Raw genomic sequence first — 20,653 nt, 5'->3', positions numbered from 1 at the left:
GAGGTGAATAAGATGAAAAGGATTTTAGATTGTAGAGGTTCTGATTTTCGGCAAATGGGTAGAAAAGAATTAAAGCAGGCAATCCGTGCAGCAGAAGGAAGAACGATATTGGCTGAAACGGTAGTGACATCTCAACCGTTACTTCCAGAGGTGTCCAACCCAGAAGTAATGAAGGCATTTGGAGCGGATATGATTTTACTGAACATGTTCGATTGTTTCAACCCTGTAGTTAATGGGGTTGAGTCATACAGCATATTTCAACCCAATGCTACAGACAGTGAAGTAGATGAAAAAATTATACAAAAAATAAAAGAACTAACGGGTCTGCCAGTCGGCATTAATCTTGAACCTGTTGATCCGCATGCTAATTCCTTAGAAAAATTGCATTCATTGCCTGAAGGGCGTACAGCTACTGAAAATTCACTAGCGATGGCAAAGCAATTGGGATGTGATTTTATTTGTTTAACTGGTAACCCAAAATCAGGGGTAACCAATGAGAAAATTGAACAGGCTATAACACTAGCGAATAAACATTTTGGAGGGCTTATCATAGCGGGCAAAATGCATAATGCTGGAACCTCAGGAAGCGTGTTTGATATGAATGCATTTTCTCGCTTTGCAGAAGGAGGGGCAGATGTCATTCTTTTCCCCGCTCCAGGTACAGTCCCTGGTGTTCGTGAGGAAACTCTTGCTAAAGCAATAGAAAACGTTAAAAATAAAGGGGCTTTAACCCTTGCTGCGATAGGCACCAGCCAAGAAGGAGCAGATGAAGAAACAATCCGTGCAATCGCTTTAAGCTCTAAAAGAGCCGGAGTCGATATTTTTCATATCGGGGACGCCGGGTTTTCTGGAATGGCATTACCTGAAAATATTCAAACCCTTTCGATTACGGTAAGAGGTAAAAGACATACATATATAAGAATGGCCGCTTCTGCCTTAAGATAATAACATCCATATTTTCCCTTTCTATAATAGAAGGAGATTTTTTGTTGAGTCTTGTTAAAGGTATGGACTACATTGTTTATGGATTCTCCCTCCATTTAATTCTGAAGTCATGTGTTATGCCTATGGGCATTAGTCTAACCCTGGGACAATCGTGGAACATAATATGAGATTGTGGTTCATTTATATGTGATAAATAACCACTTTAATTGTGAATGAGGATGATGAAATTAAACAATCTGGGTGGGGGAATGTATCAAAATGAACGAACAAAAGCAATACCGTCACGATTTGTTGGAATGGTGTCATGAAACAGCTAAAAGTCTATCTGAACAAATGGAGCTGTTATATAGAGAATTAAATGCTAATCAAGAAGAAATCGAAGTCGATTCTGTAAACCGTTTGGAAATGGAAGGGCAAATTCAACTCGAGGAAGAAAAGTGGGAAACAAATGCTTTTCAAGACGAGATGGAGATTGAAGCATACCAATATATTGATATAGAGGTACTAAACCAATGCCGAGAGGATTTATTGGAATGGTGTAATATCCTTTATTCAAATTGGAATCGAACGAAACCAAAGTTAACAAACCTTGTTGATAACGAAAGCCTAGAGGGATGGGAAGGAATGTGCTCTCGTTTAAAAGAGAAATTACAGGAAGATCTGTCATTAGAATACGAAGACTATGAGACAGCTAATACCTTGTATGAACAGTGGGAAAACCTTCTTGAGGAATCGTATTCTTATCAAGAAAAAAATGAAGTTTAATGAGAATTAAGGTGCAGTTCTTACCAACCAACATAGTCGAAGAAAGCCCCCGCCTTCTGGCGTGGGGATGAATTCGACACATATGAACAAAATAGACGGACAAGGCGAATAGTTTCCCTTGTCTTTTTCTATTAATTTAGAATTGAATGATAGAACATCTGTTCCTTGTAGAGAGGAGGAAACGAGATGGCAGATCGTACCCCAACCTTTATTATTGGCATAGAAATGGATGTTTCACCACAATTAAAGTGCAAGAATGAATGCATTGAATTTTAGGGAAACTAGATGTAGATTGAGTGTTTGGTTAGTGAATGTAACTTACTGATTACGGTATGATGATACAAAAATGGAGGAAAAACATGGAGCTCATTCGCAAACGACTACTTGAATATGAGATGGACCCAGTCCTTACTGATTATCTTGCTGCTATTATTATGATTCTTCTTTTAGTGGTTCTCTGTATAGCTGCGAATTTTATCACGCAGAAGGTAGTATTGAGGTACATTACTCACATTATTACGAGTAACAAATTCGAATGGGATGATATGCTTTTGGAAAGGAAGGTTTTTCACAGATTATCCCATATTGTTCCGGCACTTATTATTTATTACTTTTCATCTACCTTTCCTGACTATCAGCATTTGATAGAAAAAGGGGCGATGACCTATCTAATGTTAGTCGGATTAATGGTCACCAACAGCTTTTTAAAAGCATTTAATGATATTTATTTAACCTTTGAAATCTCCAAGATTAAGCCAATCAAGGGGTATATTCAAGTGGTTCAAATCATAATTTTCATTCTTGGAGGAATTGTCGTTATCGCTCATTGGATGGGGGAGAGTCCTTTTATTCTTCTCAGCGGGATTGGTGCTTTATCAGCTGTTCTCCTGCTTGTGTTTAAAGATTCGCTTTTAGGACTTGTAGCTGGTATTCAATTAGCGGCCAATGATATGGTTCGCGTTGGCGATTGGATTGAAATGCCTAAATATGAAGCGGATGGAGATATTATTGATATCTCATTGAATACGGTAAAAGTTCAGAACTTTGATAAAACAATTACGACAATCCCAAGTTATGCTCTTATATCTGACTCTTTTAAAAACTGGAGAGGGATGCAAGTTTCTGGTGGACGTCGAATTAAGCGATCTTTATTTATCGACACGAAAAGTATCAAGTTTTGCACGGAAGAAATGATAGAGAAATTCAAAACAATTCAATTCCTTTCCGAATACATAACTACTAAGGAACATGAAATTGCAGAATACAATGCCAAGAATGAAATTGATCGGGATAATCCAGTGAATGGCAGGGCACTTACCAATATCGGTGTATTCAGAAAATATATTAACACCTATCTGCAACATCGCCCAGGTATTAGTCAAGAAATGACCTTACTTGTAAGACAATTGGCTCCAACTGAAAATGGATTGCCACTAGAAATTTATGCTTTTACCAATGATATTCGCTGGCATGTGTATGAAACGATCCAATCCGATATCTTTGATCATCTATTTGCAGTAGCACCGGAATTTGGACTACATATTTTCCAGAATCCTTCAGGGAATGACTTTAGAAATATGATGGAAGAAGTTGAAGGGAATAAAAAGAGTAGAGAAACTGCTCACTACTCATAGGGATACCGACTTCAGGCGATAAGACTCAAAAAAAGAAATAATCCATAACCTATAGCTGTTCGGAATTGTGGCATTAGCGCACAATAGACTAAAACTAGTAGGCATCCCCCAGCTTCTTTCAGATAATAATCAAGATAATATAAAAACAAGTGGAGGAAAACGTTGTGTTTTCCTCCACTTGTTTTATTTTAGGGACTTATCGGACACCACCTTTGTTATATCTTCTTTTTTTTGCAATTTATCTATTTTATGCAATGTATGCATTGTTCCCCATTCGTGCATTGCTTCTAAAATTGGCTCCAAGCTTCTTCCGTATTCAGTAATCGAATATTCCACTTTTGGAGGAACCTGGGGATATACAACACGCTTAATAATATCCTCATCTTCTAATTCACGTAATTGGGTAGTCAACATCTTTTGGGTAATTCCAGGCAAACTTCTTTTTAATTCACTGAATCTTTGAGTACCGTTCTTCAATAAATGCAGTAAAATAATTGGTTTCCATTTCCCAACTAAAATCCCTAAAGCATCATCTACCCGACATAATTCTGGCTCTTTTTCCATTCCTGATTCTCCTTTAGTATCCTTTTGTATACTATACCACTTTAAAGTGTGTACTTCCTGATTTGGTGATTATGAGCAATAATAACATTGTAAATAGAAAAAGAAAACAACTTAATATAAAAAGGTGGTTGACTAATTTGGAAAAATATCGAATCGACCTAAGTAAGGGCCTAGAATTTGGAATTTATACGCTAGGTGACCATATACCCAATCCTCATACAGGAGAGCGTATTTCAGCACAACAACGCATTCATGAAATCATTGAATTAGCTAAGCTTGCTGAGCAAGCAGGAATTGATTTTTTTAGTGTCGGTGAAAGTCATCAGGAGTATTTTACTACGCAGGCACATTCTGTTGTACTGGCAGCAATTGCCCAGGCAACAGAAAGAATTAAAATTGCAAGTTCTTCAACGATTATTAGTACATCGGATCCAGTGCGTGTATATGAGGATTTTGCGACCATCGATTTGATTTCGAATGGACGTACCGAGATTATCGCCGGACGTGCTTCAAGGGTAGGTCTCTTTGAATTATTGGGCTATAGCCTTCGAGATTATGAAGAGTTATTCGAAGAGAAGTTTGAGTTATTATTGAAAATTAATAAAGAGCAAGTAGTCAATTGGAGTGGAAAATTTCGTGCTTCATTGAAAAATGCAAAAATCATCCCACGTCCGCTTAATGGCTCCCTGCCGATTTGGCGTGCAGTGGGTGGACCACCTGCTAGTGCAATTAAGGCAGGATTGGCAGGTGTACCAATGTTTCTTGCTACTTTGGGTGGTTCAGCTACTACTTTTAAACATTCTATTGATGCCTATCGTGAAGCAGCAAAACAGAGCGGATTTGAAGCTGCAGAGCTTCCGATTGCAACTGCTGGTTTCTTTTACGTAGCTGAAACAACACAACAGGCTCAAATAGAGTCCTATCCCCACGTTAATCAGGGGTTACAGCTAATAAACGGTCAAAGTTATCCAAAGCGTCAATTTGCCCAGGGAGCCGACCCGCGAGATGTAATGAATATCGGCAGTCCGCAGCAAATTATTGAAAAAATACTTTATCAGTATGAACTATTCGGTCATCAACGTTATATTGCACAAATGGATTTTGGCGGTGTGCCATTTGATAAATTAATGAAAAATATTGAACTAATCGGAACTGAAATATTACCAGCTATAAAAAAATATACTTCAAAAAATTAGGAGGATTAGAAAATGAAGATTGTCGGTTTATCTGGTTCTAATGTCGGCTCGAAAACGAGAACAGCTATGAATTACACAGTAAATGTTCATGTTGAAAAATATCCAGAGGCTGAAGTGAAATTAATTGATTTAGCTGAATATGAGGTTCAGCTCAGTGATGGTCGTAACTACATGGAATATGAAGGCGATACAAAATTTATAGCACAGACAATAATGGAAGCAGATGCCATTTTTATTGGCACACCTGTTTTTCAGGCATCGATACCGGCTACTTTAAAGAATATATTTGACCTACTTCCTGTAAACGCATTTCGCGATAAAGTAGTGAGTATGGTTGTGACTGCGGGGACTCCTAAGCATTACTTAATGGCAGAGCAACAATTAAAACCAATCTTGGCTTATATGAAAGCACAAATTGTTCAAACGTATGTATTTATAGAAGAAAAAGACTTTCATCGAAAAGAAATTGTAAATGATGATGTCCTCTTCCGAATAGATAGATTAGTAGAGGATACCGTTTTGTTAACAGAAACATATTCAAAAATTCGTCTTGAAAAAGAAGAGAAATATAATTTTTAAAAAATGGATACGGTGTTTCAACAAGTAATTCTGATGGCTCTTGAAATAGAACTCAGGGGGGAAATGGCATGAATAGAGTACATTCTCGTGATATACAGAAGGTTTGGACAGTCCTGGAAAGAAAAATAAGTGCGGCTCATCGTGCTGGAGCAGTCTTAGAACCTGGATATTGGGTAGATTATGATCCGTTTTTTTGACTACGAATGTTCAAACAGAACTAGTTCCAGTTCCTGTTTCCAAAGCCGTTCTCTTCCCGAAGAAAAGTATGTGTACGAATAGGAGAAGACTAGGAAGTTATGAACCCACTGCATTTATGCATGTGGAGCATCAGCAAAACATTCATAAATAAGATGCTCCCGTTCGTCACGAAGAAGGAGCACTCATTCGAGTATATTCTGGTTCAATTACTAAAATGAAACCTTGTCATTCAAATCATGACAAGGTTTTTATTTTTTCTGGTGCATATATCAATAGGCAACTGGAAAAAATTATGGAGACGTTCGGTTTTTACTAAGAAGCTAATTATAAGATAGTTAGAAGAAACAAATTAAAAATGGTTAGTCAAGCTTGACAGGTACTACGTTACTATGAATGTATTGAACTACTCACCCCTTAACACCCTTACGGGTTGTTGGAAGGGGGAGATTCCTACGAACACCGAAGTATCCTTCAGTTTTTTTAGTAGGCTATCCCCGTCGCACCGACGGTTAGAAGTCTTATGGCTTCATTTCTAAGATTGATACCTGCGTTAATATCTCGGCTTTTGTGTTGAGTTCCGCAAGAAGGACACTCCCATTCACGCAAAGCAAGATTTTTAACGTCTTTGTTTTGGTAGCCACAACATGAACAAAGTTGACTAGATGGAAAGTTTTTCGCTACTGTGACGACTTGTTTTCCATACCACTTGGATTTGTATTCAATCATGGTTTTGAATTGTGACCACGATACTTCACTGATAGCTTTTGAAAGGTGATGATTTTTCAACATATTGGATACTGACAAATTTTCCATGCCGATGATGTCGTGATTTTTGACAATCTCAGTGGAAATTTTATGCAAGTAATTGTTTCTTTCGCTTGTGATTTTCTCATGTAGACGTGCCACTTTGATCTTTGCTTTATACCAATTCGCACCGCCTATTATTCGTCTACTCATGATTTGCTGTGCTTTCGCTAATTTTTCTTCTAAAGTACGGAAAAATTTTGGATTCGAATAGGTTGTGCCGTCCGACAAAACAGCAAAATCTTTAAGACCTACATCTATACCAATAGCGGATTGTGTTTTTGGAAGTTCCCATACTTCTGTTTCTGTCCCTATGGAAATGAAGTATTTACCCGAAGGATTGCGTCTAACCGTTGCATTTAAGATTCGTCCTTCAACATCACGACTTTTCGCAAAGCGAATAAGACCAAGCTTAGGTAACTTAATATAGTTGCTTTTAACAGTGATGTTTCCGTTCGTATGCTTTGTTGTATAAGACTGAACAGGATTCTTTTTCGATTTAAAACGAGGATACTTATTTTGTTTTTTATAGTATCTGTCGAAAGAATCTGCTAGATTTTCAACAGACTTCTGCAAAGCGATACTGTCTACTTCTTTTAAGAAGGTATACTGTTTTTTTAATTCCTTAACAGACTTAACCGTTTCGTATTTGCTTAGGCACTTTCCTTTCCAGTTGTTCGCTTGAAGTTGACCGTTTTGAACCATTTCTTCAACGATATACCAGTAGGCATCTTTATCTTTTTGTTTACCGAGAAAAAAATTGAATACAAATCTGGAACAGCCAATGGTTTTATTAATAAGTTCAATCTGTTTTTTATTTGGATAGATACGAAATTTATAGGCTTTATTTACTAACATGACTTTCACCTCACTAAACAAGAACGTTTGTTCCTATTATACCATAGTGAGGAAAGTTTTGGCTATCGCCAACCGACATTCATCTCCCTCCTACTCACTGGGCAGTCGTGCTGCACGTTCCTTGAGGTGGGAGTCTTTTGTCGGAAAACGATAAAAAATATTTTGCGAGGAGAGTTTTGCCATGAATAATGAACATACTACAGACTCGGAATTGAATACGCTTGCACACAGCGATCATCGCAATGGTTCGTTTCCTTGGATGGATAAGTCGCTGCCTGAGCGCGAGCGTGCCGAAAAGCTCCTAGCCGCCATGACCTTGGAGCAGAAAATCGCCCAGCTTCACGGCGCGATGGAGACCATCAACATTTATGCCTTGCCGTCTGCGGATGAAATTAATGCCATGAGCTCTGAGGAGCAAGAGCAGCTTATGGCCCAGATCCAAGTGCAGCGCCATGTAAAGGGGATAGAGGAACTGGGAATCCCACGCTTTCGGATTACAAACGGCCCAGTAGGTGTGGGCATGGGCGACGGGCACCCTAGTCCTCCCGCTACCGCATTGCCGATGTCCATCGCTCTGGCTGCCGGGTTTGATCCTGAGCTAGCACGTAAGTACGGGGACATCATCGGTTCAGAGACCGCAACGCTAGGTCAGCACGTGCTTGAAGGGCCGGGTGTTTGCCTGCACCGAACCCCGATTGCTGGCCGCAATTTCGAATACTTTTCTGAAGATCCGTACCTATCTGGGGTAATGGGTGTCGAGGTGACAAAGGCAATTCAGAACCACAATGTTATTGCCATGGGCAAGCATTATGTGGTCAATGATCAGGAATATGAGCGCTTCCGTACAAGTGTCGAGGTGGATGAGCACGTGTTACGCGAGCTGTACCTGCTGCCGTTCGAAATGCTGGTCAAGGATGCCGACATTGCCGCAATGATGAGCGCCTACAACCGTGTTCGTGGTATTTACGCCACCGAGAACCGCTACATACTAAATGACATCCTCCGTGACGAGTGGGGGTTCAAAGGCTACGTGCAGTCCGATTTCTGGTCCTGCCGTTCTTGCGCAGCCTCTCTAAGCGCAGGTATGGACCATGAAATGCCAGACGCCAAATGGTGTAACGAGACCAACGTCAAGAATGCGCTCGAGGACACCAGCCTTGAAATTCAGACCGTCAACCGTGCGCTTGTTCGCCGCTTCACACAAATGTTCCGTTTCGGTCAGTTCGAGCGTCCTTACAAGCCGGGCGTTATCGATGCGAAGGAACATGGCGCCATCTCCCGTAAAATTGGCTCCGAGACAGCTGTTCTGTTGAAGAACGAGGGCGGGATACTGCCACTCGACCCTAAAGCTTATCGCTCAATCGTGATTATCGGCCAGTCCGAGTTCGTCGATGATGCCTGCAATGGAGGTGGCGGTTCGTCAAAGGTCACACCGCTCTACACGGTTCCACCGGTAGAGGGAATGCAGGACGTCCTTAACGGTCTTGGTTCGAGTGCGTTGGTCAGCAAGGTCACCGTTGCCAAAGACCTGTCGAATCTAGAGGAGGCGAGGTCGGCTGCCAATGAAGCAGACCTGGTCATCCTGATGGCTGGCTTGGTCGCTTCTGAGGGTGCCGATTTGCCTAGTCCGAACATGCTTAACAATCAAAACAGCATGCTCGAAGAACTTCTAAAAGTTAACCCGCATACGGTTCTGGTCATGAAAAGCAGCAGCCCTGTGTTGATGCCATGGATCACCAAGGCTCCGGCGGTTCTGGAAGCGTGGAACCAGGGCACTGAAGATGGTCACGTGGTCGCTGATTTGCTTTTCGGCGTTGTAAATCCATCCGGAAAGGTGCCTACCACCTACGCTGCGTCCGAGAATGATCTCTTGTACTCCGGTCACCCTGACCGCTATCCTGGCACCGACGAAGGCAATGGCTTCCCGGTCATTCGGTACTCCGAAGGTCTTAACATGGGGTATCGATGGTTTCAGTCTCAAGGTATCCAGCCGTTATTTCCGTTCGGCTTCGGTCTGTCCTACACTTCCTTTGAGCTTTCTGGATTCTCGGTAACACCGGCTCAGACGGACGGCAAGACCCCAATCATGGTGAAGGTGACTGTGACCAATAAAGGGAAGATGGCAGGAGCAGAGGTCGTCCAGGTCTATCTGGGCATTCCTGTTACAGGTCAGCCGCCCAAGCGCCTGGTCGGGATCCATAAGGTATTTCTCGAGCAGGAGCAATCACGTGAGGTTACCATCACAATCGATCCGTCTGCTACGAACCATCCGATGAGTGTGTGGGACTACTGTGAACGCGACTTCGTGGTGAAGGCTGGCGAGTACACGGTATACCTTGGCACCTCCAGTGAAGACACTGCTTTCAAAGCGAAGGTAGTTGTAGTCTAAAGTTAGAAAATATAAGGATTGAATTCGGACGATATAGGAAAGAAAAGTGCCTCACACCATCCAAAAATTAGGGTGCTTGGCACTTTTTTTTATGATTTATTAGATGGTTTCAGCCAACCAATGGGTATTAACAAAGGATTTGAAATAAAATGTACGAGGAGGAAGAAGGCATGACAGTGAACAGGGTGCATAAAGTTTTTAGAGTCAAGTATGGGGATGAACGACGCAATTCGGATTATTTATATTATTTCGTTTTTCGTAAATCTAAATACTGAACGGTCTTTCCATCTCGATCAATCTGAACGATTAATTGGTTTTTATTAAATTGATAAATGATTTGTTCACAAGTGGCACTCTCATAGCAGCTTACGATTTTTATTTCATTCGGGTTTCTATAAGCATTAAGGATTTTATTTTTCTCAGTTGGGATAGAAGTTGTTTTCAAAAATTCTGGATACACTTGCAGCTGTTCAATGGAATCATTGGCTGGATTGATGGTTACACGAACTCCGGCACCTTCATTCGTATAATAAAGCGACCTGGTATTCTTTTCGTCCTCTGTTTTGGGTGGTTGCCCGAATTTTTGAACAAGCTGATTGTAAGAAGACCCCACTGTGATTCCATTAATATGAAGAGGCTTCTCCGTTAAAAAGAAAGCATCTTTTATCCCGTTATTCTTTACATTCTTAATCATTTTCTCCGCTTTGGATTGACTCGAAAAGGCACCAGTCTGAACGCGATAATAAGTTTTAACATTTATAACTTTATTAACCACGATCGCTTCAATCCCCTTCTTTTTCAAAAAAGCGACTCGCTTATCTGCATTACTTTTCTTGCTAAAAGAACCAGCGACGACAACATACATTGGTTTGGTTTGTTCAAAATCTGGAATGATTAACTTTTGACCAGCAATAATCTTGTTGCTTGTTAAATGGTTGTATTCCTTTAAATCTTCAATGGGAATATTGTATTTCTTGGATATGCTATATAAGGTATCACCTTTCTTTATAATAATAGATTGATCCTCGGCAAATGCCTTCCCATTACCGAAATAAAATAACGACCCCATCAACACTGTACAGAGAACAACTTGCATGAAACGTTTAAATTTTTTCATGTTTCCTAATCACCTCAATTATTTTGACGAGAAAAATACCGTTTCGATTCTACTAAATAAGCCCAATTATTGTTGTAAAACAAAAAAGGGCGGATTCTGGTCGTTTTTTACTTTGATTGGACAATAAAGTACAATAAATGTACTGATAATGGAAGAATGAGAGGATAGATAATGACATTTTTAGAAAAAATTAAACCACACTTGATTAGTGATGATATTTTAATCCAAGAGGTAGTCGTGCATGCTCTGCATGATTATCCAAATGTTCCAGTAGAATGGACCAATGAATTGCTGAAAGAAGCATTTAGAAATAAGGACAAACAATCTTCGATCTTGATCTATGTAGAAAATCAAGCCTTCAATGAAAAGGCTGTTAAGATATTAATTGAAAATATTCCATTAATGCAACCATCCAAACGCCATTTAGCGGTGAACTTGCTCCACCGTCTGGAACCCGAACTTGCACTTAAATATAAGGAAAAGCTTCAAGAATATATTCCGAAGAATACATGGGCTTTATATGAGTTATTGTTACATGGTACGGAAGAAGAAGTGTACTCGGAATATGGTCAAATCTTAAATGACCTTGAGCGGGCCGGTTCAGAGCAGCATGATTTCTACATAAAAGCAAAAAAACTGGCAGCCTGTTTGGTTAAAAAGGGCTGGGTTACAGAAGTTGAAATAGACCTAATACTTGAAGAAGAGTTAAAGGAACAATGGTTTTCATATAATGGAATCTTGAATGTCTATATGATTGGATTGTTAAAACTAGAAAGATATATACCTTTATTGGTTCGCTTATTGGATCGCGATGATGACAGTTTGTTAGAAGAATTATCCGTAACGTTAACCAGTTTCCAATCGGATGAGGTGGTAAAGGAAGTAGCACCTTATCTTAAGAAAGATAATTCCATCATTTATGCAGCTTCAATCATTGAAAACATTAAATCGGACTTTGCGGTCAAGGTTCTAAGAGAAGCCTACCGTTCTGCAAAAGAACTGGATGATCAAGATATTCTAATCGAGGCTCTTTGTCACCAGCTTTCGGAAGAAGCTCTTCCTGAAATTAACGAACATATGAAGCTAGATTATACTTCTGGCCTTGTTGATATTGAACAGACCGTCTATAGCTACTTTTCGATTCTAGGGTTAATGCATCGAGAACTAGCTATATGGAGACAAGTAGCACTGGAAAGAGAACTGGACTTTAGACAAAAGGGGAATAATCTCCCGCCCACTCCTGTCCGAAACGAAAATAAAATTGGCCGAAATGATCCTTGCCTTTGTGGAAGCGGCAAAAAATATAAAAAATGCTGCGGGAAATAAAATTAATTAAAACAACTTACAATGGTTTGGTTATACGAGAATAAAGATGCTTAGGGCTTCCTCAGGAAGTCTTTTTTTCATTCATTAAGAGCAATATTGAATACATTACAACGAGATACTGTTTATCAGCTGTATTTAAGCGGATAGGGGAATGATTTTGACCTATATCTCGTCTAGCTTTAAACCAAATAATAGTTGTCAATATGTTTCAATGAAAAAGTGCAACCCAAAAGGTTTACTCTCCAAAACTATGATTCACTGCGGAGCCAATCATAGTACATAACTTCACCTGTTTCGAGCACATAGCGTATTGGCTTGCTTTCACTAACCTCAGTTAATTGATTGAGAAAGAGTTCTTTTAATTTATTGGTTACAATTCCGTAAAAGAAGGCAATTGGTTTTACTACAGATTTAGTAGATTTCAATTTACGGATCAGCTGCTTAAAGGACTGAATCGCGATACTGAGAATATCATCTGTATTTTGATTATATTCAAATCGAAAAGCAGCGATTTGGACCATATGCCAGTATTCTTCAATCGTTTTAGCATCTGAAAAGAAGTATTTTACGGATTGAACAAATGCTTGAGGAACTTTATCACTAACAAAAGTGTAATCGAGTTCAATCGGCGCTTCGTTACGTTTATTATTCTTTTGATTATTTGTTTTTAAAAGATTATTAGTTTCTTTAGGCTGGTCCAATTTTTCCGCCTTGGGTGGTTCACTTTGTGGGAAGCGATTAAAGCTATAAAGGTTGCTGGACTGTGAACCATTTTTCCGTTCTGTTTCATAAGTGTTAACGATTCCTAAATCCTTTGCTTTGATGATCATCCGTTTAAAAGTAGAACGGGAGATTCCATTACCATGATACTCTTCGTTAATCGCCTTTAGTAGAGTTCCAATTTTTGCATTGCTAACCCCAGGGACCTTTGCAGAAAAACGAACTAGACGTTTTAATCCGACGAGCTCACCCTTCGAGAACTCATGCTTCTTCACCGCTAACCACATCTCTATATGCGTATTAAACTCCTTCACACTCTTAAACTGAGAATACCCTTCAAAGCCTTCAATTCTGCCAGATTTCAAATTCATAAAAAAGCACCACCCTTTCTACCCTCTATATAGGAAACTAGGGGACAAAAGGACATGGTGATTTGATAGAAGTTGTTACAGTATTGTGAACTGATAAGAGTTCAGATAATATCTCCTAGGTCAATCGTGGAACATAGTTAATTTCTAAGAATTTTCGTTATAAATGCACTTGAAATTGTTCAGAATCAGACTCAATAAATATAAAGCGAAGGAATATTTTTACCCTTCTTAAGAGGCTGCCCATTTGCTCCACGGACATCTCTCATCTGTATAAGCCCCTGAATATACTGATGAAACAATGGGAGGTGAACAACTTGAGAGAATTATACATGGATGCCCCCTCAAATCGAGAACAGCTAAACGTGTGGGAACGAGCTGCACTGGAGAATTTTTCTGTCAAGATGAGTGATAAAAATCGGCCTTTTCCTTGTATTCCTGCCACAATCGGTTTTTCAAAAAACCAATTACGTTATGGTTTTATTGGAGACCCGCGGAAAACAGATACTTTACATGAACTGGCAGAATTATTGAGTGGATTTACACGTGAGTCTAGAAATTTCGGTCCCTATACATCGCTGATTATTTTCAATCAAACACCTGAGGATCTAAGGGATGCCTACACGGTGGAGGATTATGAGCAGTTATTTTGGAATCAACTTAGTGGTCTGTCGAGTCTCGATGTCTCTGACTGGCCTGCAGATATACCGATGGATCCACATAATCCAATCTGGGAGTTTTGTTTTTATGGAGAGAAATATTTTATGTATTGTGCGACACCAGCCCATATAAACCGCCAAAGTAGGCATTTTGATGTTTTGATGCTAGCCATCACCCCTCGATGGGTACTGCAGGAGTTTAGTAAAAAGGGGGGGGTTGCAAAGAACTTTAAAGCTAACATCCGTAAAAGATTGGCCAACTACGATTCAGCCCCAATCCATCCAGAATTAAACAGTTACGGTGGCGAAGATAACTTTGAGTGGAGACAATATTTTATGCGAGATGACGATACTTCTCTATCTAAATGTCCTTATCATCGGATGCTGAGTTTTTTAAAGTTGGACAAATAACAGCGCAGGAGTCTCCCTGCGCTGTTATTTGGCTGAGTTCGTTAAGAAGACCATCAGTGGTTACAATCGTTGCAAATTCTTTTTGCAGCATGGCTAACTCATGCTCCTGAATGGATGCCGCGTCGTGATAAATTCCTTTATGGTCTGTAATACCAAATGCCGCAATGGCATCCTCTACTAAAAATGTTTGATATCCAAGGTTGGCACTCATCCGGGTAGTGGTTGATACACAATGCTGAGTAGACAAGCCTGTGATCACGACTGTTAGGATGCGATTCGCTTTGAGGTAGGTTTCCAATTCTGTACCAATAAAACCACTGTTAACATTTTTGGTATACACGGTCTCATTAGAGAATGGCTTTACGAGATCTTTAAATTCTATACCATGTTTGTTTTTATAATGGAGGGGAGAATCGGGCAGCTAGGATAAATGTTTGGTGTAGATGATGTGTCCTTTTCTCTTTCTCCATTCTTTTTGCAATCTCGAAATGTTTTGCTCAACATCGGGATTGTTCCGTTCTCCCCAAAAAGGATCATCAAAGCCGTTTTGAACGTCGAGAATGAGCAGGGCAGGCAGTTCTAAAAAATGGTTCATGTGATTGTCCTCCGTGATTTGGGGTTTCACATTATTATTTGGAAAAATGAAGAAATTAAACTGAAAAACTTGTGCGTAATTTCCTACAGCTGCTCTATAGTTAAAAATATATCAATGCCACTTCGATAAATAATCAAATAGAACATAGTAGTATGGGCATGGGCTTCCTCTGGAGGTCCATTTTTTATTTTTTCAGCAAGGAAGTTTCCGAAAAAAAGATAAAACCATTCTGAATGCAAAGGGATAACGATACGTTCACGAATGATATACGATACGTGGATAAAAAGAAAAAGAAAATTAAAAAGAAAAACAAAAACAAGTTCTTTACCCATAGAGAGAGTAAAATCCAGGAATAGAACTCCAATCCAAATCATTAACAATAAGTTTAAGAGAAATAAAAGTTTTTTAGTATAGTCATAAATTATTCACATCTTTAAAAGAACCACCATGTCCTTTTTGTCCTTTTTTCCATATATCTACTATGAAAGTAATTAAATTAGTAGAAAGGTTTGTGATGGATAATGGCAAAAGAAGAATTTTGCTTTTATCTTTGCATCCAGCAGGGAAGAGGCCATTCACTTCTACACGAGAACATTTCATCAAAAACCATTGAACTGTCATGAATCTTTACTAGATTACCAGTTTTATAGAGGAAAGGATGTGATTTCGTTTCGGGACATGAGGAGGGAAATCGATGATTTTCCAGCAATCGCGGGATATTATTCGCGAGAGTATTGAAAGTAAGAGAGAAAAGGGGGATATTCATGAGAAAACGGATGGGGGGTGTTGCCGTAATCACAGCGGTTACCTTTCTAGCATTTTATCCATTTCCAGCACTGAAAGAACAAACAGTAAAAGAAAGCAGCCTTCAGGTGATGGAGAATCCAGTAAGTGATGGTTTGAAGGTAAAGGGCTTTGTCCTTCCGGATGCTCAAGTGCCAGTTACGTTAGTCGATACCATCGATGGGGATACAATAAAAGTATGGGTTAACGGAAAACTGGAAACCGTGCGCTATTTATTGATTGATACACCGGAGTCAAAAAATCCAAACATATGTGTTCAACCCTATGCTAGAGAAGCCTCACGACGGAATAGCGAACTAGTAAAGAGTGGCAAGCTAACATTGGAGTTTGAACAAGGAAACATCAATGATTCCTACGGACGACTGTTAGCCTATGTTTATGTGGATGGAGAATCGGTTCAAGGAACGCTGCTGGAAGAAGGCTACGCACGAGTGGCTTATATCATGAATCCTCCCTATAAATACCTTGAACCATTTAGGGAGGAGGAACATCATGCAAAAAGGGGGAAAATCAATATCTGGAGCAGGTTGAACTTTGTGACGAATTGGGGATTTAATGGATGTTTGAATTAATATGAAAGGAAAAAGGAAAGTGCTAGGTACCATTCGAAAATTGGATGGTGTCTGGCACTTATTTTGATAAAATAGTATTTCATATTGATTCAATTTCTTAATAGGGAGTTATAGATGTGGGAAGTAAGAAGCGAGGCCATTATTGTATTGGGTGTGGGGATTATCTACCCAATGAAAAATTTAGTGGGAAGGGCCACCGGAAACATCTGTGTAAAGAGTGTAAAAGGAAAGAAATAACAGTTTCCTCAGAGTCAACTTCAGAATATGATCGAAAGCTGTATCTTCTATCCCAAGGTATTAGAAATTGTATGCTAGTGTATATGCAAAATGAAGGTTTCTTCTTATTTGAATATCAAAGATCACGGTATATGATCAGTGATGACTTGAATTCCAAAATTTATGTTTATCAAGAAAATAGCGAACAAAAATTTATCGTATCTGAAGCACTACAAAAAGGTGAAATATTAATGGAAGTTTTATACAAAAAATACGAAGAAACAATGGAAAACGGTCATGTTCTTGACTATGAAGATGGTGTGGAAGAGGAGTATTTAGAAATATCAAAGAAACGCAGACAATTTCTAGGAGTAATCGTAGCCATTCAACAGGTGATGTGATTCATATTATCCATCATAAATGGTAAATCAAGAATGAAATATGCACCCCAATGGGTTGATTGTGTATAATGCTGGAACGGCAGGAAGCGTTTTTGATTTAAATGCATTTTCTCTCTTTGCAGAAGTAGGAGCAGATGTCATTCTTTTCCCGTTCCAGGAACAGGTTACGGTAAGAGGTAAAAGACATACATATTTAAGGATGGCCGAATCTGCTATAAGATAATAACGAGTTATTATCGCTTTCTATTTTAGAAGGGGATTTTTCTATTTTCTTCTTAATTTTTGTATAAAAGGCGAACAGCAACAGGCACTGTTCGCAATGAAAGTCTCGTATTGCAGATGATTTTATATCGTAGAATAATATAATGGATTTCAGTGATATTTTTGTAAAATAATAAAGATTAAAGACATTCAATATTCTATAGAATATTTTATTGACAAACTATAGGCACAGAAATAATAATAGAAATATATTAAGAATTGTCTGATAATTAATAGGAGGTGAGGTAATTGACCCAAGGATACTTGGATCTATCAAAAGTTGAATCAGTTGAAAGGCAGCCGTTAAATGTCAGGATTTATGAAAATTTAAAGTCGGCCATCATAAAAGGGGATTTACATGCCGGCAATAGGTTAACCGAAACAGAAGTAGCGAAACAAATGAATGTAAGCCCTACTCCTGTCCGAGAAGCATTTCGCCGATTAGCCGCGGAAGGTTTGGTGAAAATTGTACCTTGGAAAGGAGTAGTCATCCAGAGTTTTTCTGAGGCGGAAATTATTGAATCGTATCAATGCAGGGAAGCATTAGAGGTACTTGCTATTAGATTAGCAGTCGAAAATATCGATGAAAAGGGGATTGAAAAACTGCGGGTATTATTAAATCAATCCTTTGAGGCTGAAAGTTCAACTGAATTCGTCAGTTTAAATTCCGAAATTCATTCGGTATTTATAGAGTACGCACGTAACGCCAAATTAAAAACGCTGTTGGATTTAGTCAATGATGTGATCTTCCATGACCGTAATATTTCTGCCTATAATTCAAGCAGAAGAGAAAAAATAATTGCAGAACATATGGAGATTTTCAATGCTCTTAAGGAAAAAAATGCGGACAAAGCGGAAAGCGCGATGAGACTGCACATAAAAAATGGGCTGGAATATATCACTCAAGAAAACTTGTCCAAAAAGAAGGTGAGTAGCTCTCCATAATAAGGGGATATTCGTGAGAAGTATTAACTCTCACTTTTTATTAAATATAGATTCTATAGAATATAGTAATAAAAAATTTTATTAGACTAAGGGGAGAAAGAACAATGAAATCCATTCTTATGAGTAAAGGGGCCCGAACGATTGTAGAAGTTTGTGCGGGTGTCAAACCAAATGAACAAGTATTAGTTATTACAGAACCAAAAATGATCAATATTGCGGAAAGCATTGCAGCAGCTGTCGTTGCAGCAGGGGCTGAGCCTACTATGGCAATGATGACCCCGAGGACCTCGGATGGGCAAGAACCCCCAGCACCTATAGCGGCTGCAATGAAGGAAAGCAACGTTTTTATTAGTGCAGTTTATACATCTATTACGCATACAAAAGCGGTGAAAAATGCAGTGGATGCAGGTTCAAGAGGGATTATGCTGACCCAGTTTCACGATGAAATGCTAATCGAGGGCGGAGTGCATGCTGATTTTAAGGCAATTGAGCCAACTTGTCGGGCAGTTGCGAATGCTTTGGAGGGAGCAAACGAAATTAGGCTCACCACTCCACATGGAACGGACCTTATACTTTCTGCGACAGGAAGACGTTCAAATGCAATGCCGTGTATGGTAGTCCCAGGTGAATTTGCCCCAGTACCTACGGTAGAAGCTAATGTGTCTCCTCTGGAGGGATCCGCCCATGGAGTTATAGTTGCGGATGCCAGTATTCCTTACATAGGGATTGGGCTGCTTGATGAGCCAGTGAAGGTCACTGTAGAAAACGGAATGATTGTTTCCATATCGGGGGGCAAACAGGCGAACATATTGGCTGAAAATTTGGCTTCAAAAAATGACCCACAAGTTTATAACATTGCCGAAATCGGTGTCGGCCTTAACCCTAACTGTAAATTTATTGGTTCCATGCTCGAGGACGAAGGTGTTTTTGGATCCGTGCACATAGGTATCGGTACAAACATAACGTTGGGCGGAAATGTAAAAGCAGCGTGCCATTACGACTTGATTATGACTGGTGCTACCATTGTCGCTGATGGAAAAGTAATTTTACAAAATGGGGAAGTTCTAGTTTAGAAGCCAGAATCGTCAAAAAGGAATGGCTCTTCGAAATATGTATGTTCCAATCTTGAGTTTACGAGAATTGGATTTTAGTAGAGATTGCTATGAGTTTGCAAAAACCACTTAAATAGGGGGAACGAAATATGAAAAGGATGTTTAGTGTAATTGTTCTATTGATGGTTATGTTTCTTGCTGCTTGCGGTGTTCCAAATCCTTCTAAAGAGGCTAGTAAAGAAAGCGGTTCAAAATCTGATTCTCAAACTGAAACGAAAGAAATTACGATCGCGGCTAATGGTGGAAAAATTGAAAAGTTAATTCGTGATGAATTGGGACCTATGTTTAAAGAAAAGTATGGAATTACCATTAATTACGTAGCAGGTTCTTCAAATGAAATTTTAACAAAAGTTCAGTTGCAAAAAGATAATCCTCAAATTGATATTGCCATGTATGATTCCCCTGTAGCAGTTCGTGCCGTTGAAGAGGGCCTGACTGAGGCAATTGCGAAGGAAAGTATTAAAGGACTAGGAAATATTGATGAGCGTTATTTAATTGATGAATACAGTGTTCCCGTGTTAGGTTACTCTGTTGCGGTAGGCTATAACACAGATATTTTTAAAGAAAAAGGATGGAAGCCAATCGTTTCTTGGAATGACCTTGTTAGTTCCGATTATAATGGCATGACGGCATTCCCTGATGTGTCAAGTAATTCAGGGTTTACAATGTTCTTGAGCTTGGCAAAAGCGAATGGCGGTGGTATTGATAATATGCAGCCTGGACTGGATAAGGGGAAAGAATTGGCGGCTTATTCCGATACGTTCTATAAAAACTCTACGCAGATTCAACCAGCGATGCAGCAAGGTGCGGCTGTTACGGTACAAGCCAGCTATACGATTGCGGGCTTACATGATGCAGGTGTTCCAGTCAAAATGGTGATTCCAAAAGAAGGAGCTCCGTTACAGGCAATTGTAGCTACAGTGGTAAAGAATTCCCCGAATAAAAAGGCAGCAGAAGAGTTCATTAATTATTTACTGGCAGAGGATTCTCAGAAAAAGATTGCGGAAATTGCCTTTTATCCAGTAGTAAAAAGTGTGAAATTACCTGAAAATTACGAATCCATTATTGGCTTTAAAGAAAATGACCCTGTTTATACACCGGATTTTGCTGGAATTGCAAAGATTCAATCAGAGTGGACAGAAAAATGGACGAAGGAAGCTACTCCGGAGCTTGGTAAAAAGGTAAAGAAATAAATACACCAAAGATAGTAGGAG

General features: G+C 39.4%; 21 protein-coding genes and 1 pseudogene. 15 read left to right on the top strand and 7 right to left on the bottom strand.

What is annotated here, in order from left to right; all coding sequences use genetic code 11:
• Positions 1-12 precede the first annotated feature (12 nt).
• The 3 genes from J2Y03_RS11470 (at position 13) to J2Y03_RS11460 (ending at position 3,344) form a co-directional block, all read left to right on the top strand.
• Complete coding sequence (locus J2Y03_RS11470; protein ID WP_310194130.1) at positions 13-945, top strand: DUF7916 family protein; 933 nt, start codon at positions 13-15, stop codon at positions 943-945.
• A 258-nt stretch (positions 946-1,203) separates the two neighbouring features.
• Positions 1,204-1,710 (top strand): hypothetical protein, encoded by a 507-nt coding sequence (locus tag J2Y03_RS11465; protein ID WP_310194127.1) that lies wholly within the window; start codon positions 1,204-1,206, stop codon positions 1,708-1,710.
• 359 nt (positions 1,711-2,069) lie between these two features.
• Positions 2,070-3,344 (top strand): mechanosensitive ion channel family protein, encoded by a 1,275-nt coding sequence (locus J2Y03_RS11460; protein ID WP_310194124.1) that lies wholly within the window; start codon positions 2,070-2,072, stop codon positions 3,342-3,344.
• Between the two features lie 183 nt (positions 3,345-3,527).
• Here J2Y03_RS11460 and J2Y03_RS11455 read toward each other — a convergent pair whose 3' ends face one another.
• On the bottom strand, positions 3,528-3,908 hold the full coding sequence (locus tag J2Y03_RS11455; RefSeq protein ID WP_310194121.1) for a winged helix-turn-helix transcriptional regulator: 381 nt from the start codon (positions 3,906-3,908) through the stop codon (positions 3,528-3,530).
• A 137-nt stretch (positions 3,909-4,045) separates the two neighbouring features.
• On the opposite strand from J2Y03_RS11455, the gene J2Y03_RS11450 reads away from it, so the two are divergent.
• The 3 genes from J2Y03_RS11450 (at position 4,046) to J2Y03_RS11440 (ending at position 5,880) form a co-directional block, all read left to right on the top strand.
• Positions 4,046-5,104, top strand: coding sequence for an LLM class flavin-dependent oxidoreductase (locus J2Y03_RS11450; RefSeq protein WP_310194118.1), 1,059 nt, complete (start codon positions 4,046-4,048; stop codon positions 5,102-5,104).
• A 12-nt stretch (positions 5,105-5,116) separates the two neighbouring features.
• Positions 5,117-5,683, top strand: a complete 567-nt coding sequence (locus J2Y03_RS11445) for an NADPH-dependent FMN reductase (RefSeq protein ID WP_310194115.1) — start codon at positions 5,117-5,119, stop codon at positions 5,681-5,683.
• Between the two features lie 68 nt (positions 5,684-5,751).
• Positions 5,752-5,880 carry a hypothetical protein gene (locus J2Y03_RS11440; protein WP_310194112.1) on the top strand — a complete coding sequence of 43 codons (129 nt, stop codon included), beginning with the start codon at positions 5,752-5,754 and terminating at the stop codon, positions 5,878-5,880.
• 481 nt (positions 5,881-6,361) lie between these two features.
• Here the strand turns inward: J2Y03_RS11440 and tnpB are convergent, their stop codons facing one another.
• Positions 6,362-7,543, bottom strand: a complete 1,182-nt coding sequence (gene tnpB / locus J2Y03_RS11435; RefSeq protein WP_310194109.1) for an IS200/IS605 family element RNA-guided endonuclease TnpB — start codon at positions 7,541-7,543, stop codon at positions 6,362-6,364.
• 181 nt (positions 7,544-7,724) lie between these two features.
• Here tnpB and J2Y03_RS11430 point away from each other — a divergent pair, with 181 nt between their 5' ends.
• On the top strand, positions 7,725-9,932 hold the full coding sequence (locus J2Y03_RS11430; RefSeq protein ID WP_310194107.1) for a beta-glucosidase family protein: 2,208 nt from the start codon (positions 7,725-7,727) through the stop codon (positions 9,930-9,932).
• A 244-nt stretch (positions 9,933-10,176) separates the two neighbouring features.
• Here the strand turns inward: J2Y03_RS11430 and J2Y03_RS11425 are convergent, their stop codons facing one another.
• Complete coding sequence (locus J2Y03_RS11425) at positions 10,177-11,049, bottom strand: LysM peptidoglycan-binding domain-containing protein (RefSeq protein WP_310194105.1); 873 nt, start codon at positions 11,047-11,049, stop codon at positions 10,177-10,179.
• 171 nt (positions 11,050-11,220) lie between these two features.
• Here J2Y03_RS11425 and J2Y03_RS11420 point away from each other — a divergent pair, with 171 nt between their 5' ends.
• The gene (locus J2Y03_RS11420; protein ID WP_310194103.1) at positions 11,221-12,375 is read left to right on the top strand and encodes an SEC-C metal-binding domain-containing protein; all 1,155 of its coding nucleotides are present in this window, start codon (positions 11,221-11,223) and stop codon (positions 12,373-12,375) included.
• Positions 12,376-12,623: 248 nt separating this feature from the next.
• Here the strand turns inward: J2Y03_RS11420 and J2Y03_RS11415 are convergent, their stop codons facing one another.
• The gene (locus J2Y03_RS11415) at positions 12,624-13,466 is read right to left on the bottom strand and encodes a hypothetical protein (RefSeq protein WP_310194101.1); all 843 of its coding nucleotides are present in this window, start codon (positions 13,464-13,466) and stop codon (positions 12,624-12,626) included.
• 329 nt (positions 13,467-13,795) lie between these two features.
• Between J2Y03_RS11415 and J2Y03_RS11410 the strand changes: the two genes are divergently transcribed.
• The gene (locus tag J2Y03_RS11410) at positions 13,796-14,533 is read left to right on the top strand and encodes a YqcI/YcgG family protein (RefSeq protein ID WP_310194917.1); all 738 of its coding nucleotides are present in this window, start codon (positions 13,796-13,798) and stop codon (positions 14,531-14,533) included.
• A 37-nt stretch (positions 14,534-14,570) separates the two neighbouring features.
• Here the strand turns inward: J2Y03_RS11410 and J2Y03_RS11405 are convergent.
• The 3 genes and pseudogenes from J2Y03_RS11405 to J2Y03_RS11395 all read right to left on the bottom strand — a co-directional run.
• Positions 14,571-15,128: pseudogene (locus tag J2Y03_RS11405) on the bottom strand (cysteine hydrolase family protein); the annotation flags it as partial.
• Between the two features lie 83 nt (positions 15,129-15,211).
• Positions 15,212-15,460 (bottom strand): hypothetical protein, encoded by a 249-nt coding sequence (locus J2Y03_RS11400; protein WP_310194099.1) that lies wholly within the window; start codon positions 15,458-15,460, stop codon positions 15,212-15,214.
• 82 nt (positions 15,461-15,542) lie between these two features.
• Entirely contained in the window at positions 15,543-15,749 is a 207-nt protein-coding gene (locus J2Y03_RS11395) for a hypothetical protein (protein WP_310194096.1), read from the bottom strand.
• A 143-nt stretch (positions 15,750-15,892) separates the two neighbouring features.
• On the opposite strand from J2Y03_RS11395, the gene J2Y03_RS11390 reads away from it, so the two are divergent.
• From J2Y03_RS11390 to J2Y03_RS11365, 6 genes are all read left to right on the top strand, one after another.
• The gene (locus J2Y03_RS11390) at positions 15,893-16,504 is read left to right on the top strand and encodes a thermonuclease family protein (protein WP_310194094.1); all 612 of its coding nucleotides are present in this window, start codon (positions 15,893-15,895) and stop codon (positions 16,502-16,504) included.
• A 116-nt stretch (positions 16,505-16,620) separates the two neighbouring features.
• On the top strand, positions 16,621-17,121 hold the full coding sequence (locus J2Y03_RS11385) for a hypothetical protein (RefSeq protein ID WP_310194091.1): 501 nt from the start codon (positions 16,621-16,623) through the stop codon (positions 17,119-17,121).
• A 55-nt stretch (positions 17,122-17,176) separates the two neighbouring features.
• A complete protein-coding gene (locus tag J2Y03_RS11380) occupies positions 17,177-17,344 on the top strand; it encodes a hypothetical protein (protein WP_310194088.1) in 168 nt (55 codons plus the stop codon).
• Between the two features lie 287 nt (positions 17,345-17,631).
• Entirely contained in the window at positions 17,632-18,327 is a 696-nt protein-coding gene (locus J2Y03_RS11375; protein WP_310194085.1) for a GntR family transcriptional regulator, read from the top strand.
• Between the two features lie 104 nt (positions 18,328-18,431).
• Complete coding sequence (locus tag J2Y03_RS11370) at positions 18,432-19,400, top strand: aminopeptidase (RefSeq protein ID WP_310194082.1); 969 nt, start codon at positions 18,432-18,434, stop codon at positions 19,398-19,400.
• 128 nt (positions 19,401-19,528) lie between these two features.
• A complete protein-coding gene (locus J2Y03_RS11365) occupies positions 19,529-20,632 on the top strand; it encodes an extracellular solute-binding protein (RefSeq protein WP_310194079.1) in 1,104 nt (367 codons plus the stop codon).
• Positions 20,633-20,653: the final 21 nt, after the last annotated feature.

This window comes from Neobacillus niacini, assembly GCF_031457145.1.
GTDB classification, from domain to species: Bacteria; Bacillota; Bacilli; order Bacillales; family Cytobacillaceae; genus Neobacillus; species Neobacillus niacini_J.
This window is presented reverse-complemented; position numbering and strand designations above follow the sequence as displayed.